Source organism: Treponema sp. Marseille-Q3903, assembly GCF_014334335.1.
GTDB lineage: Bacteria > Spirochaetota > Spirochaetia > Treponematales > Treponemataceae > Treponema_D.
In genome coordinates this window covers 880148-893589 of sequence record NZ_JACSEU010000001.1, presented here as the reverse complement: position 1 = coordinate 893589, position 13442 = coordinate 880148, and the positions used below count along the sequence as shown (strand labels likewise).

The following is a 13442-nucleotide window of genomic DNA, read 5'->3' as shown; positions in this document are numbered from 1 at the left end:
TATGAGTGAAAATATATCTAAAAAAATCGCTTTGCTTGGTCAGCCGAATTCAGGCAAATCATCTATTTTTAACGGATTGACCGGACTTCACCAGCATGTAGGAAACTGGCCCGGAAAAACAGTAGAAAAGAAAATCGGAACATTTTCTCACAACAACATCACTTATGAAGTTGCAGACCTTCCGGGTTCTTATTCGCTCTCTGCAAATTCCGATGAAGAAATCGTTACACGCGACTACATCTCAAAAAATGATCTCGATTTAGTTTGTATCCTCGCCGATGCTTCTCAGCTTGAAAGAAGTTTGTACATGCTTGCCGACTTTGCAGGAATCAAAACTCCGGCAATGGTGGTACTGACTATGATCGACGTTGCAGAATCTCAAGGAAAAAAAATCAATATTGAATCTCTAAAGAAAAAACTCAATATTCCTGTTTGCAGCATAGTCGCTCCCGATAAAAAAACTTATTCCGATTTTTTTGCGACACTTGAAGAATCTGTAAAGTCGCCGAAAACAATTGACGATTCGAGCCTCTACGATTTTTTTGAAAACGGCGAAATGAAGGCAGAATTCATCGCACAAAAAAAAGCTGTAGAAGATTTGATAAAAAACGGCAGCGTAAAAAAATCAAGACGCTCTGAAAATTGGATTTCAGGAAAACTCCTCGAAAAAGATGAAGATGTTTTGAAAGAATTTTCTGCTGTAAAACAAGCTGAATTAGCCACAGCTGACGGTGCGTTGTACGCAAGCAACTGTAAGTTCAAATGGATTGAAAGTATTTTAAAAGAGAGCGTCGTAAAAACAAAGAAGGATTCCGAACTTTTATCAAAATTCGACCGCAAAGCGATCAGCCCTGTTTTGGGAAAAGTGATTGCACTCGGTATTTTGCTGTTAGGTCTTGTTGGCGCTATGATTGTTGCAGCTCCGATAATGGGCGTTGGGGCAGCTTTCACAGGGCTTGCCAATCCGTTCTTAAGTTCAGTGCTTCCGACTTTGGGCGTCTCACAAGCTGTTATTCATTTTATTGAATCGACATTAATAACAGCTCTTGGGTGGGTTATCTCTATGGTCGGCTTTGTGTTTTCGATGAATTTCATTTTTGGAATAATAGAAGAAGTCGGATACATGGCTCGAGTTTCTTATTTATTTGACAGAACGATGAGCAGGATTGGACTGCAAGGAAAAGCGATCATGCCGCTTCTAATAGGATTCGGCTGCACAATCGGTTCGGTTTCGGGAACACGCGTAATTGACTCTTGGGGTCAGCGGATTTTGACGATGGCAGTTGCGTGGGCTGTCCCATGCGGAGCGACATTTGTCGTAATCCCTACACTTGCGAATGCATTTTTTGGAACATCAGGCGGGATTCTTGTTATGCTTTTGATTTTTGCGATAATGTTTTTGCACATCGTGATCACAGCAGCAATATTTGGCAGAAAGCTGAATCCAAAGGAAGAACGTACCGGAATGATAATGGAGCTTCCTCCTTACCACAAACCGCGATGGGGCTTTATATTCAAACAGGCACTCTGCAAAATGTGGGATGTTTTCAAAAAGGCATTTTCGATAGAGCTGATTGTTTGTGTAATTTTTTATTTTCTCTGCTACTCGAAAACAGGAATTGATGGAAGTATTCTATACAAAATCGGAATATTTATTTCACCTGTAACAAAAATATTCGGAATGGGCTGGCAGACATTTATGTCATTTATCGCTGCAATGATTTCAAAAGAAGCAACACTCGGAGTTCTCTCTGCGATTTTTGCAAACTCAGGAGACATATTCAACTCTACAACAGGTGCTGCTGGAGCGGTAGGAAACATCGGAGAACTTGCAGCACAGGTTATCAGAATCCCTGAGGCACTCGCTTTTATAATTGCAGTAACATTTAATGTTCCATGCCTTCAGGCAGTAGTTGCAACCCACAATGAAACACATTCTATAAGATGGACTATAGCAATCGCACTTTACTATTTTGTTACAGCATTGATTCTTGCAGGAATTATATATCACATTGCGAATCTGTTTATGTAGTTTGATCACTTGCAGGAAATAATTTTAGAAAGATTCCATCGGCAACAACAAATTTAGGCAAACGCATAAAAAGCATACTAACTGCCTAAAAAAAATGCCGATGGACTGGAGTAAATTATTTATGGATGAGTTATTGGAATTTATAAAACATGGAAATTCGATTTCAGTCTCGGAACTCGCTTCAAAATTTAAAATGACAACAGATATGCTTGCCGCTCGCCTTGAACGGTATGAGCAGCTTGGCTACGTAAAAAAGGTAATATTAGATACATCTCCATGTTCGCAAGGCTGCAAAACATGCAAAGGGTGCACCTCGATAAAAAATAAAAAGAACGAACCGATAACTTTCTGGGAAAAAGGAGAAAAACTGAAATGAAATTTCAAGACATATTGGTAATATTGGTCTTTATCATAATTGTCGTACCGCTCGTAATTCCATTTCTGAAAAAGATAATTTCAAGAGAATCATGTTGCGGAACTCAATTGGGAAAAACAGAAAATAAAAAACTAAAAAAAATTACAGGCGTAAAAACAGTAAAGATTGAAGGAATGCGCTGCAAAAACTGCGAAAAAAAAGTCGCACAAATAATAAACAGCATTCCGCAATACAGAGCAAAAGTCAACTTGCGGAAAAAGAATGCGAAAATCTATTATGAAGAAAATTTCGATATGGAAAAAATTGCAAAACTCCTTGAAGAAGCAGGGTTTTCAGTAGCGAGTGATTAATCACCTTTAAGGATTTTTATTCCAGAAAGAATTGTTTTTACAGAACCGATTACGCTCTCTTGAGTTGAATCTACGCCTGCTTCACAAAAACGCCCGATAAGATATTCGGCGATATCTTTATATTCTCTTTTTTCTTTTCCAGCCCAGATAAAACGATTTTTAATTACGACAGCAAAGAGTGTATATGAATTTGCAAATGGAGGCTCAGAAAAAAAAGATTTTTTTATCAACTCAGGATATTCATCAAAAATCATTATTAAAGTTTCCCAAGATTTATAAAGGCACAGATTGTTGATAAAATTATTTTGAACGAGATATTTTGACTCGCCATACTTATATGAATCAAAACCGTATTTCTCAGAAGAATCTATGGCGTTTCTCTCCAGCAGTTTCCCGCATGTATCGACGTCGTTGTGTTGACCTGCATAAATCAGTGAAGTGCAACATAACATGCCGTTATCCGAACTTCTGAAAAAACAGCGAAAATAATCGACATCTTCAGTTTTTGATATAAAATAATCGATTATTTTATCGAGCTGTTCGACTTGCATAACCTGTAAGTTAGGATTTTCAGGGGTGCCGTAATTTTTTGAATACCAATCAATTTGGCGCTATATTTGTACACGATAAAAAAATTATTTTGATGGTTTCCAAAGGCCTTTTGGTATTCGCACCTGAATTTATCCTGATGGGAATAAACGTGATTGCTTCTATGTATTTTACAGCTCTTGGAAAAGCAAAGGAATCGGCTCTAATTTCAAGTCTGCGAGGTTTGATAATTCTTTTGATTCTTACTTTTATTTTTCCCGCATTTTTCGGAATCACAGGTGTTTGGATTATAAGTCCTTTGACAGAAGCTCTGACAATGATCGTCACTGTCATGTTTTTGCATAAATCAATAGACAAATGAAATCGCACGTTTTATACTAAAATCATGAAAATATTAGAAATTAAAAATCTTTGCAAAAAGTACACTTCGTTCTCGCTCGACAACGTAAGTTTTGAGATGGAGAGCGGAATGATTATGGGGTTCATTGGGCGAAACGGTGCCGGAAAAACTACGACGATGAAATCAATTTTAAACCTTGTCCACGCTGATTCAGGAATAGTTCTTTATTTTGGCGAATCTATTTTTGACAATGAGGACAAAATAAAGCAGCGGATAGGTTTTGCGACGGGAAGTTCCCCTTATTATGAGCGAAAAACTCTTAAGAAAATCGTATCTGTCACAAAAACTTTTTATCAAAATTGGGATGATGGAGAATACAAAAAATATATAAAACTGTTCAATCTCGACGAATCAAAAAAACTTCGGGAGCTTTCTGATGGAATGAAAGTCAAGTTCAGCCTTGCTACGGCTCTTTCTCACCATGCTGAGCTTTTGATTTTAGATGAACCGACGAGCGGACTTGACCCTGTCTCTCGAGATGAGATTCTTGATATTTTTGAATATCTTTCAAAGCAGGGCATCGCAATTCTTTTTTCAACTCATATAACAAGCGACCTTGAAAAGTGCGCCGATTGCATAACATACATCAAGCAGGGAAAAATAATCTCATCAAAGAAAAAAGCTGACTTTATAGCTGATTACCCCGACTGTAAAACTATTGAAGACATCATGGTGAAAATTGAGAGAACACCGGGCAAGTTCGACATCGAATAGCACTCAGTATTAAAACTTAATCAAAAAAAAAATGGAGAATTCTAATGAATAAACTTTTAAAAAAAGAATTTACTTTTACAGCACATCCGATTGTATATTTTTTTCTTTTATTTACCTTTCTTACACTAATTCCAAGTTATCCGATTGTTTTGAGCGCCTTTTTCATGGGTCTTGGAATGTTTCAAAATTTTCAGATTGCGTGCCAACAAAACGATGTTGTCTACTCGGCGATGCTGCCAGTGCGAAAAAAAGACATTGTAAAAGCTCGCTATATTTTTGTGATTACGATCCAAGTTATTTTCCTTGTGATAAGCGCTGTTTTGACCGCGCTGAGGATGACAGTTCTAGCAGACGCCGCTCCTTTTGCGGAAAATGTGATGATAAACGCGAATATTGTCTATCTCGCATGGCTTTTGATTGAATTCTGCGTTTTCAACGTAGTTTTTGTCGGAGGTTTTTGGAAAACAGCTTACAAGCTTGGAAAGCCTTTTCTCATGTTCTCGATATGGACATTTGTTGTTGTTGGTCTTTCCGAAGCGATGCACCACATTCAGCGCCTCCAGTTTTTAAACTCAAAAGACCAGAGGCTTGGAATACAGATTTCGATTTTTATTGTGGCGTGTGCTATTTATATATTGTCCACACTTTTGAGCATAAAAAAATCACAATACAGATTTGAAAGAATAGATTTGTAAAATCTTATTCGTCGAGCGAGATTTTGTTTCCTGTGTAAAGAAAATAATAACGTCCCTTCGCAGCGATCAATTCTTCGTGTGTGCCGCGTTCAATTATTGTTCCGTGTTCAAGAACTATGATTTCATCTGCATTGCGGACTGTTGAAAGACGATGTGCTATTACAAAAGTCGTTCTACCTTTCATCAGTGCGTCCATTCCTTCTTCAATCAATTTTTCTGTTCTGGTGTCGATTGAAGAAGTTGCTTCATCTAGGACGAGAACAGGTGGATTTGCGACTGCTGCTCGGGCAATCGCCAGCAACTGCCGCTGTCCCTGGCTCAAACTTGAACCGTCGCCAGAGATGACAGTGTCGTATCCTTTCTCGAGATGTTTGATAAAATAGTCGGCATTCGCAAGTTTTGCGGCTTCGTAAATCTGTGCATCTGAAGCGTCGAGATTTCCATATCTGATATTTTCCCTGATTGTGCCGGTAAACAGGTGTGTTGTCTGCTGAACCATGCCGAGCGACTTGCGTAAAGCGTCTTTTGAAATATCGTTCAAAGGGATTCCGTCAAATGTTATCTTTCCGTTTTCGGGAGCGACATCGTAAAAACGTGATAAAAGGTTGATTGTCGTAGTCTTTCCTGAACCTGTAGAACCGACAAGAGCGATTTTCATGCCCGGTTTTGCGTGTATGCTGATATCTTTGAGAACTGTTTTTTCGGGTTTATATCCAAAAGTTACATGGTCAAAAATCACTTCACCTTCAAGTCTGTGAAGAGAATTGTCTGCGGTATTTTTCCATGCCCATTCGCCTGTCGTCGCAAAAGACTGCACAAGCTTAACGGAATCTTTTACTTTTGCCTCGTAAGCGTTTACAAGAGTGAACTTGCCTTCATCTACTTCTGGGGCTTCATCGATAACTGCGAAAATACGTTCAGCACCGGCGAGCGCATTTAAGACGCTTGTTGCCTGCATGCTCATCATAGATATCGGCTGGCTGAATGAACGCGTGTACTGCAAAAAAGCTGCGATTGCACCTATATTCAGCACACCTGTAAACCAGTTCAAATTGATGATTCCGTTTTCACCGATAATCATAAACGCTGCGCCGCAGATTGCAATTATGGCATACTGCATGTGGCTCACGTTGTTCATCAAAGGACCCATAAATCCGCTGTAAGTCATAGCCGCAGTTCCGGCTTTTCTCAAATTAGAGTTCAATTTTTCAAAATCAGCTTTTGCTTTTGTTTCGTGATTGAATACTTTTATCACTTTCTGACCTTCAATCATCTCTTCTATAAAGCCGTTGAGTTCACCAATGCATTTTTGATTTTCGCGGAACGCTTTTGCAGATTTTTTTCCAATCTTCGTCACTAAAAGCGTAGCAAAAAACATTGTCACAACCATGATAATTGTAAGCATTGGGCTCAAAACAATCATCATTATAAAAACCGCAACTACAGTCAAAATAGATGAGAACAACTGTGGAATCGTCTGGCTCATCATTTCTCGCAGCGCATCAGTATCGTTTGTAAAGCGAGACATCAGTTCGCCGTGCGTATGAGAATCGTAAAATTTGATAGGAAGTTTTTCCAGCTTGTTGAACAAATCGCAGCGAATGTTGAACAAAAGGTTTGTAGAGATGAATAGCATAAGGCGCGAGTTGCACCATGAGGCGAAAGCTCCAAAAATCAAGATTACAAGCGCGGAAAGTAAAAGTTTTGCAAATCCAATCATATTCGGATTTTGCTGCCCAATCAACGGAATTATGTAATTGTTCAGTGCCGGCTTTATAAAATAAATTCCAAGCACGGAAGCTCCAGAACTGACTATTACACAGAGCAAAACTAAAATCCACAGCGCCCTGAATTTTTCCATGTAGTTTAGAATTCTGCCGATTGTTTTTTTTGCGTTTTTAGGGGTTTCCATTTTTCCAGGTTTCATTGGTGGCATGATTTATCTCCAAAACTAAAACAAGTCAGCGTCGCCGCTTCCCTGTTGCTGTGATTCATATACTTCACGGTAAATTTCATTATTGGCTATGAGTTCATCGTGTGTGCCATAACCGCTGATTTTCCCTTCATCAAGAACAAAAATTACATCGGCATCTTTTACAGAAGAAATACGTTGCGCAATGACGATCTTTGTCGTATCAGGGACGAGTTCTTTGAGCGTTTCATGAATGCGTCCTTCTGTCGCTGTGTCTACAGCAGATGTACTGTCGTCGAGAATTAAAATCTTCGGATTTTTTAGCAGCGCACGCGCAATGCAAAGCCTCTGTTTTTGCCCTCCCGAAACGTTGACGCCGCCCTGCCCTAGTTCAGTATCGTATCCGTCCGGGAACGAAGAGATAAAACAGTCTGCATCTGCGGCTTTACATGCCTGCACAATCTGTTCATCGGTGGCATTTTCATTTCCCCATTTAAGATTGTCTTTGATAGTTCCGCTAAACAAGATATTTTTTTGTAAAACAATTGCAACGCTGTCACGCAAAACTTTTAAATCGTATTTGCGAACATCTTCTCCGCCTATTTCCACAGTGCCGCTGTAAACATCGTAAAGACGTGGCAAAAGGGATACCAAAGTTGTCTTTGATGAACCTGTTCCTCCAATAATTCCGACAACTTGCCCACTCTTAATTTCAAGATTTATATCTTTTAGAACGCAGTTATCACCTTTTTTATTGTAGCTGAAATTCACGTTTGTAAACTTAATTGAACCGTCTAGAACTTTTTCAACTGGCGAAATCGGGTTTGTGATATCTGAGTTTTCGTCTAAAACTTCAACAATACGTCTGTTAGATGCCTGCACCATCACGATTGAAACGAAAACCATTCCAAGCATCATGATAGACATAAGAACTTGAGTTACGTATGTAAAAAAGCTTATCAATTCTCCGCTTAGCATTGTGCCGCGGATCACTTGATTTCCTCCAAACCACAGTACAGCGATCATTGTCAAATACATTGTGAGCTGCATGATAGGTATCATAAAGATGACAACTTTTTCGGCTTTTACCTGCGTCGTCCGAACGTCATCTGCCGCTTTGCGAAATTTATCTTCTTCAAAGTTTGTGCGGACATACGCTTTTACAACGCGGATTCCAATCAAATTTTCCTGAATCGTACCGTTCATGACGTCGATTTTTTTCATCATTCTGGAAAAACGCGGAAAAGCGATTGTTGCAATGACAATTACAGCAATTATGATTGCAGGAATTGCGACTAGGAATATAACAGCAAGTCCGCTGTTGATTTTAAATGCCATCAGAGTTCCTGCGACGAGCATAAAAGGAGAGCGAACGCACATTTGAATCATCATTCGGTAAACGTTTTGAGCCATGTTGACATCTGTCGTGAGACGAGTGACAAGTGAAGCCGTGCTGAATTTATCGATGTTTGCAAATGAAAAGGACTGGACTTTTGCATAAAGCCTCTTTCGTAAATTATAGCCAAATCCTTGTGCCGCAGTTGTAGAAAAAACCGTTCCAAGCATTCCGCACAAAAGTGAAAAGCATGCCAGTCCAATCATCAAAATTCCATATTTTGCGACAAACGGCAAATCTCTATTTGCAATCCCTAAATCGATAATTTTTGCCATTATGAAAGGAATAATTACTTCCATCACAACTTCGCCAATCATGAAGAGAGGAGAAAGAATCGAATTTCTTATATATTTTCTTTCAATCCCGCTAACTAGTTTTCTAATAGTTGACATAGGCTAAAGTTTAGCAAAATGTCAGCACTATGTTCAAGCAAATTTGAACAAAATGCCGATAAAAAGAATTTTGCCGACAGGAAGGCGTCAGGAATGATTTTTATGATTTCTCTGAAACGAAATATTTTTTTTTACACAGACTCGCACTATTTTGAAAACAATACTTCTTCAAATCCGATAGAGAGCATAAACTGACGGACGATATTTTCTGCATAAAGTTTTGCATCATTTAGAATTCCGTCTGCAATCATATCTTCAGCAGCCTGCTTGCGCGCAGATTCAATTTCATCAAAAATCTCCTGCGTCGTAATCGGTACAAAAATACTCTGTTTTTCATCGAACACTTCCTGACCGGAAATCTCATTACCAAGAATTTCCGCATCAGGCATTTTTAAGATTATTTTTTTTCCGTTCAAAGAAACATCGTATGAAATGTCTGTCACATCCGCTATCCCAGCCCGTATTATTCCACGGTATTTTATTATGCTGTAACTCTTTGAAAAACCTGCCGATTTTTTGAGCGTTATGATATCGCTATAGCGGTACTTTGCAGTTATAAGCTCCTGACAAAACGAAAGCTGGCGTTCTATCAGCGCAGATTTGCTTTCCTGTCTGACTTTGGTAAACTTCTTTAATCCGATATATCCGCCTGCCAAAACGATTGCTGCGATTATCAGTATTGTAAAAATTCTCAGCAAAATTTTTGTAAGCAGCCGATGTTTTTTTTCGCGAAAATTTTTGTTTTCTTTCTGAATTTTTTCGGCGCGTTTTAAAAGTGATTTTCTTCGTTCCATGATAAATATTATACAGCGTTATCAGCTTTTTTTGTTGTATTTTTTCTTTATTCAATATATTTTAAATTAAATCTAAAAAATCGGTCAAAACGACCATGAAAAAACAATAAAAAACAGGAGACTACGATGGCAGAAGAAAAAGCTAAAAAGGCGCACAAAAATGTGGGACCTGCCTTTATCATCTGGATCATTATTCTTGGGCTTGCAGCAATTACTGCATTTTCAGGCATTTATGTTGTTGATGAAACAGAAAATGCTGTAATTACAAGGTTCGGAAAATATACGAAGACTGAGGGACCGGGACTTCACACAAAACTGCCATTTGGAATTGAAAAAAACTACAATGTCGACATAAAGACAATTCGCGCAGAGCAGTTCGGTTTTAAAACTGTAAAATCAGGGCGCAACAACGAGTACCGAAACAACATCTCCGAAGAATCGGAAATGCTGACGGGAGATTTAAACATAGTCGACGTTGAATGGGTAATTCAATATAAAGTTGTAGAGCCTAAATCATGGCTTTTTAACATTTATGAACGGCAGCAGACAATCCGCGACATCTCTCGGTCTGTGATAAATACGCTCGTCGGCGACCGCACAATATTTGATGTAATGAGTGTCGACCGTTCTACAATTCAAAATTTAGCTCAAGAACAGATGAACAATCAGTTTAACTCTCTCGGACTTGGAATAAACGTTACGACAGTTCAGTTACAGAACGTAGTTCCACCTTCAGAAGTTCAAGAAGCATTTGAAGATGTAAACAAAGCAAGCCAAGACATGAAGCGTTTGATAAACGAAGGGAAAGAAGCGTACAATTCAGAAATTCCTAAGGCACAGGGTGAAGCGGACAGGCAGATCCAAATTGCAGAAGGTTATGCCGCAGAGCGCATCAACATGGCAAAAGGTGATGTCGCAAGGTTTAATTCAGTTTACGAAGAATACAAGCGCTCTCCACGAGTTACAAAAGAACGCATTTACTTGGAAACGATGGACAGCATTTTCGGCAGCGAAAAGAAACCTGATTTGATAGACAGTGAACTCGAAAATCTTGTTCCTGTAAAAAATCTTAAAAACAAGGAATAACAGGAGGTGTCTAAAATGAATAAAGCTATGAAGAAATTGCTCGGCTGGCTAGCTGCCATCGCCATACTTTTTGGTTTGTTTATCCTGACCGGACCATTTTATATTGTAAATGAAGGTAAACAAGTCGTTATCACTCGTTTCAGTAAAATTGTAGATTCTCACACAGATGCAGGGCTCTACATCAAAGTTCCTTTTCTCGACCACGTGATTGAATATCCGAAACTTATCCTTTCACTCGACGGAGACGCTCAGAGCATAACAACTAAGGAAAACCAATATATCATAGTAGATACTACATCTCGGTGGAAAATTGTTGACCCGATAGCTTTTTATCGGAACTTCCAAACTCAAGACAACGCTTACAATAAAATTTCCGATATTGTCGATTCTTCTTGCCGCACTGTAATTACACAGAACAGGATGAGCGAGATAGTTCGTTCGTCAAACATCATCAATGAAAATAAACAATCAAAACAAGATGAGGATGAAGAAACGCGGGAAATCGACAGCCTTATAAACGCCGACACTTCAAACGAAGTTGTTTCAAAAGGTCGCAGTGAACTTTGCCGTCAGATGGTTGTAAGAGCTCAAGCCGAATTAAACGGATACGGAATTGAACTGCTCGATATAGTTCCTCGTCAGGTAAAATATTCAGCGGAATTAAATCAGTCTGTTTACAACAGCATGATAAAAGATCGCAATCAGGTAGCGCAGGCGTACCGTTCTCTTGGCGAAGGTAAAAAAGCAAAGTGGTTCGGAAAACTTGAAAACGACAAACGCACAATCGCATCTGAGGCATACCGAAAATCAGAAGAGATAAAAGGTAATGCTGACGCACAAGCTGCAGCTATTTATGCCGCAGCGTACAACAAAGATCCGGAATTCTACGCATTTTGGAAAAGTATGGAATCATACAAAGCTAACTTAAAAGACTACCCTGCAACATACAGCACAAAAATGGATTACTTTAAGTACCTGTACGGTGCAGACGGAAAAAGATAAACAAAAAAGCCGGTCGGTCAATCATTAAACCGACCGAATAAAGGAAAGGCATGGACTTACTCGACATCGAAAATTCCACAATCAAGCTCAATTCGAACTTAGACGAATACGCTTTTGGAAAAACAACACTCGGCTCAATCGCAAATCAAGAAGGTATTTATTTTGACGGAAGAAACTTTAAAATCTGGACTTTCGATGAAGTAAAGTCGTTTGATGTCGACGGCAGCTCAGAGCGCCTTGTTTTCTATTGCGGAAAAAATCCTCTTTCAGACAATGCTTCGACACTAGATTCTCTTATCGAACAAGGCGGTGAAAAAAGTTTACTCGCTGTTCAGATTGTTTGCAAAGCTATAACATCAGCTGCCCAAGATGGCAATGAGCTTCCAGAAATCGGTGCCGGCGGAATCTTAGTCGACATTGAATCAGACGGAGTCCTTTTTTTGCCGAAGGAACTTTTTGTAAACGCATTAAATAAATTTCCTCCGGAAAAATCGTTTGCGTTAAATCACAGCTGGCTAAACACGACACTCACAGCTCTTCCATCAATTTGTTTTGAACGCGCAGTGATTGTCTACAAATTTTTAACAGGAAAATTCCCTTTCACTTCTCACAATGCAATAGAAAGAAATGCAGATATTCTCGACAGAAAATTTCTCCCATTGAAAATGTGCGTAAAAGGGATTGACGATTCGCTCGCCGACGAAGTAGACAAAGCACTCAGATTGAACTCGGATGCAGTGGCTGTTCCGGGAAAAAAGCAAAAAGGAAAATCGAGCGAAGAGCTCATTCCAAACAAAACTTTTCCTGTTGATTCACTTGAAGCGGCATGGGAACTTTCAAAAAAAAATAAAGCTCATCCTGATAAAGATTTTTCACAAGCCGCTGAAGACTACATGAAAAAGATGTCGTCAAAAGTTTCTACAAAGCGGAACATCAGACGCAACGCTGCCGGCATAACGTTTACAGCAGCCGCAATCATCGCAGTGTTTATCATCATTTTTTCTATAGCAAAAAGCAAAGCAGATGACTACACTTCAAAAGGGCTGACATCGACGCAGACAATCGTCGCGTTTTTCAAAGGCGTCAACGAAAAAAACATAGAGCTTCTTTCAAATATTGAAAAAGGAAGAACGGCAGATCATTATGTAGATACAGTAAGTCGAATTTACGTGATGCACAAACAACGCCAAGTATACAAACGCGATAACGGTTTTGCAAAACCTGAAATGTGGCTTTTATACAGCACAAATTTGCAAAAATGGAATAACTCAGGTTTGTACGGAATTACAAATCTTAAAATCGACGGAGAAAATTACGAGCTCGAAGTTCCTATCAAAAAGAAAAATGAAAATCCTGAACCGGTTACAGAGGAAGGAAATATTGCTCTGACAGACAAAAGCCGGTCGGTTCACAATGTTGAATATTATCTTCTTGTAACAGGAAGCGAAGATGTTGAATTTGAAGTTCGCCAAATGAAAGATACTTTTACACTGACTTATAAAAAAGACAAGTGGATTATAACAGATATCAAATCGGAAGAAACACAAGTGCCTGTTGACTGCGAAACGTTTAAAAATAATTATTTTGCGCTGCTCGATGAAAATGATTCAAACGTAAAAAAAGTTTTGGACATAATGCGAAAAAATTATAGCTGGCTACCGACAGAATACGCCGTGCAAAAACAAATCGATGATATTCAGTACAGAGCAGCTCATCCATACGATGCATTGTGATTTTAGGCAGC

At 39.0% G+C, this 13442-nt stretch carries 13 protein-coding genes; 9 read left to right on the top strand and 4 right to left on the bottom strand.

The features are described from left to right. Window position 1 precedes the first annotated feature (1 nt). From feoB to H9I37_RS04095, 3 genes are all read left to right on the top strand, one after another. The gene (feoB, locus tag H9I37_RS04105; protein WP_187381197.1) at window positions 2-2032 is read left to right on the top strand and encodes a ferrous iron transport protein B; all 2031 of its coding nucleotides are present in this window, start codon (window positions 2-4) and stop codon (window positions 2030-2032) included. 121 nt (window positions 2033-2153) lie between these two features. Further along, window positions 2154-2408 carry a FeoC-like transcriptional regulator gene (locus H9I37_RS04100; protein WP_187381196.1) on the top strand — a complete coding sequence of 85 codons (255 nt, stop codon included), beginning with the start codon at window positions 2154-2156 and terminating at the stop codon, window positions 2406-2408. After that, a complete protein-coding gene (locus H9I37_RS04095; protein ID WP_187381195.1) occupies window positions 2405-2758 on the top strand; it encodes a heavy-metal-associated domain-containing protein in 354 nt (117 codons plus the stop codon). The genes H9I37_RS04100 and H9I37_RS04095 overlap by 4 nt, the downstream gene beginning before the upstream one ends. On the opposite strand, the gene H9I37_RS04090 is transcribed toward H9I37_RS04095, so the two are convergent. Then, the gene (locus tag H9I37_RS04090; protein WP_187381194.1) at window positions 2755-3309 is read right to left on the bottom strand and encodes a hypothetical protein; all 555 of its coding nucleotides are present in this window, start codon (window positions 3307-3309) and stop codon (window positions 2755-2757) included. The two genes, H9I37_RS04095 and H9I37_RS04090, sit on opposite strands and share 4 nt — an antisense overlap. Before the next feature lie 38 nt (window positions 3310-3347). Between H9I37_RS04090 and H9I37_RS04085 the strand changes: the two genes are divergently transcribed. From H9I37_RS04085 to H9I37_RS04075, 3 genes are read left to right on the top strand one after another with little or no spacing between them, the layout of a single operon-like run. Further along, on the top strand, window positions 3348-3668 hold the full coding sequence (locus H9I37_RS04085) for an MATE family efflux transporter (RefSeq protein ID WP_187381193.1): 321 nt from the start codon (window positions 3348-3350) through the stop codon (window positions 3666-3668). 24 nt (window positions 3669-3692) lie between these two features. Further along, on the top strand, window positions 3693-4421 hold the full coding sequence (locus H9I37_RS04080; protein ID WP_222864177.1) for an ABC transporter ATP-binding protein: 729 nt from the start codon (window positions 3693-3695) through the stop codon (window positions 4419-4421). 44 nt (window positions 4422-4465) lie between these two features. Beyond that, window positions 4466-5116: an ABC-2 transporter permease gene (locus H9I37_RS04075; RefSeq protein ID WP_187381192.1), complete on the top strand. Its 651-nt coding sequence runs from the start codon at window positions 4466-4468 to the stop codon at window positions 5114-5116. Between the two features lie 4 nt (window positions 5117-5120). Here the strand turns inward: H9I37_RS04075 and H9I37_RS04070 are convergent, their stop codons facing one another. The 3 genes from H9I37_RS04070 to H9I37_RS04060 all read right to left on the bottom strand — a co-directional run bounded on the left by H9I37_RS04070 (window position 5121) and on the right by H9I37_RS04060 (window position 9610). Then, entirely contained in the window at window positions 5121-7052 is a 1932-nt protein-coding gene (locus tag H9I37_RS04070) for an ABC transporter ATP-binding protein (RefSeq protein ID WP_187381191.1), read from the bottom strand. A gap of 15 nt (window positions 7053-7067) precedes the next feature. Continuing rightward, window positions 7068-8816: an ABC transporter ATP-binding protein gene (locus H9I37_RS04065; protein WP_187381190.1), complete on the bottom strand. Its 1749-nt coding sequence runs from the start codon at window positions 8814-8816 to the stop codon at window positions 7068-7070. A 146-nt stretch (window positions 8817-8962) separates the two neighbouring features. Further along, window positions 8963-9610, bottom strand: coding sequence for a DUF4230 domain-containing protein (locus tag H9I37_RS04060; RefSeq protein ID WP_187381189.1), 648 nt, complete (start codon window positions 9608-9610; stop codon window positions 8963-8965). 126 nt (window positions 9611-9736) lie between these two features. Here H9I37_RS04060 and hflK point away from each other — a divergent pair, with 126 nt between their 5' ends. The 3 genes from hflK to H9I37_RS04045 are packed head-to-tail and all read left to right on the top strand — an operon-like array spanning window position 9737 to window position 13431. Then, the gene (gene hflK / locus H9I37_RS04055; RefSeq protein ID WP_187381188.1) at window positions 9737-10696 is read left to right on the top strand and encodes an FtsH protease activity modulator HflK; all 960 of its coding nucleotides are present in this window, start codon (window positions 9737-9739) and stop codon (window positions 10694-10696) included. Window positions 10697-10711: 15 nt separating this feature from the next. After that, window positions 10712-11698, top strand: coding sequence for a protease modulator HflC (hflC, locus tag H9I37_RS04050; protein ID WP_255422486.1), 987 nt, complete (start codon window positions 10712-10714; stop codon window positions 11696-11698). 50 nt (window positions 11699-11748) lie between these two features. Beyond that, window positions 11749-13431 (top strand): hypothetical protein, encoded by a 1683-nt coding sequence (locus H9I37_RS04045; RefSeq protein WP_187381187.1) that lies wholly within the window; start codon window positions 11749-11751, stop codon window positions 13429-13431. Window positions 13432-13442 lie beyond the last annotated feature (11 nt).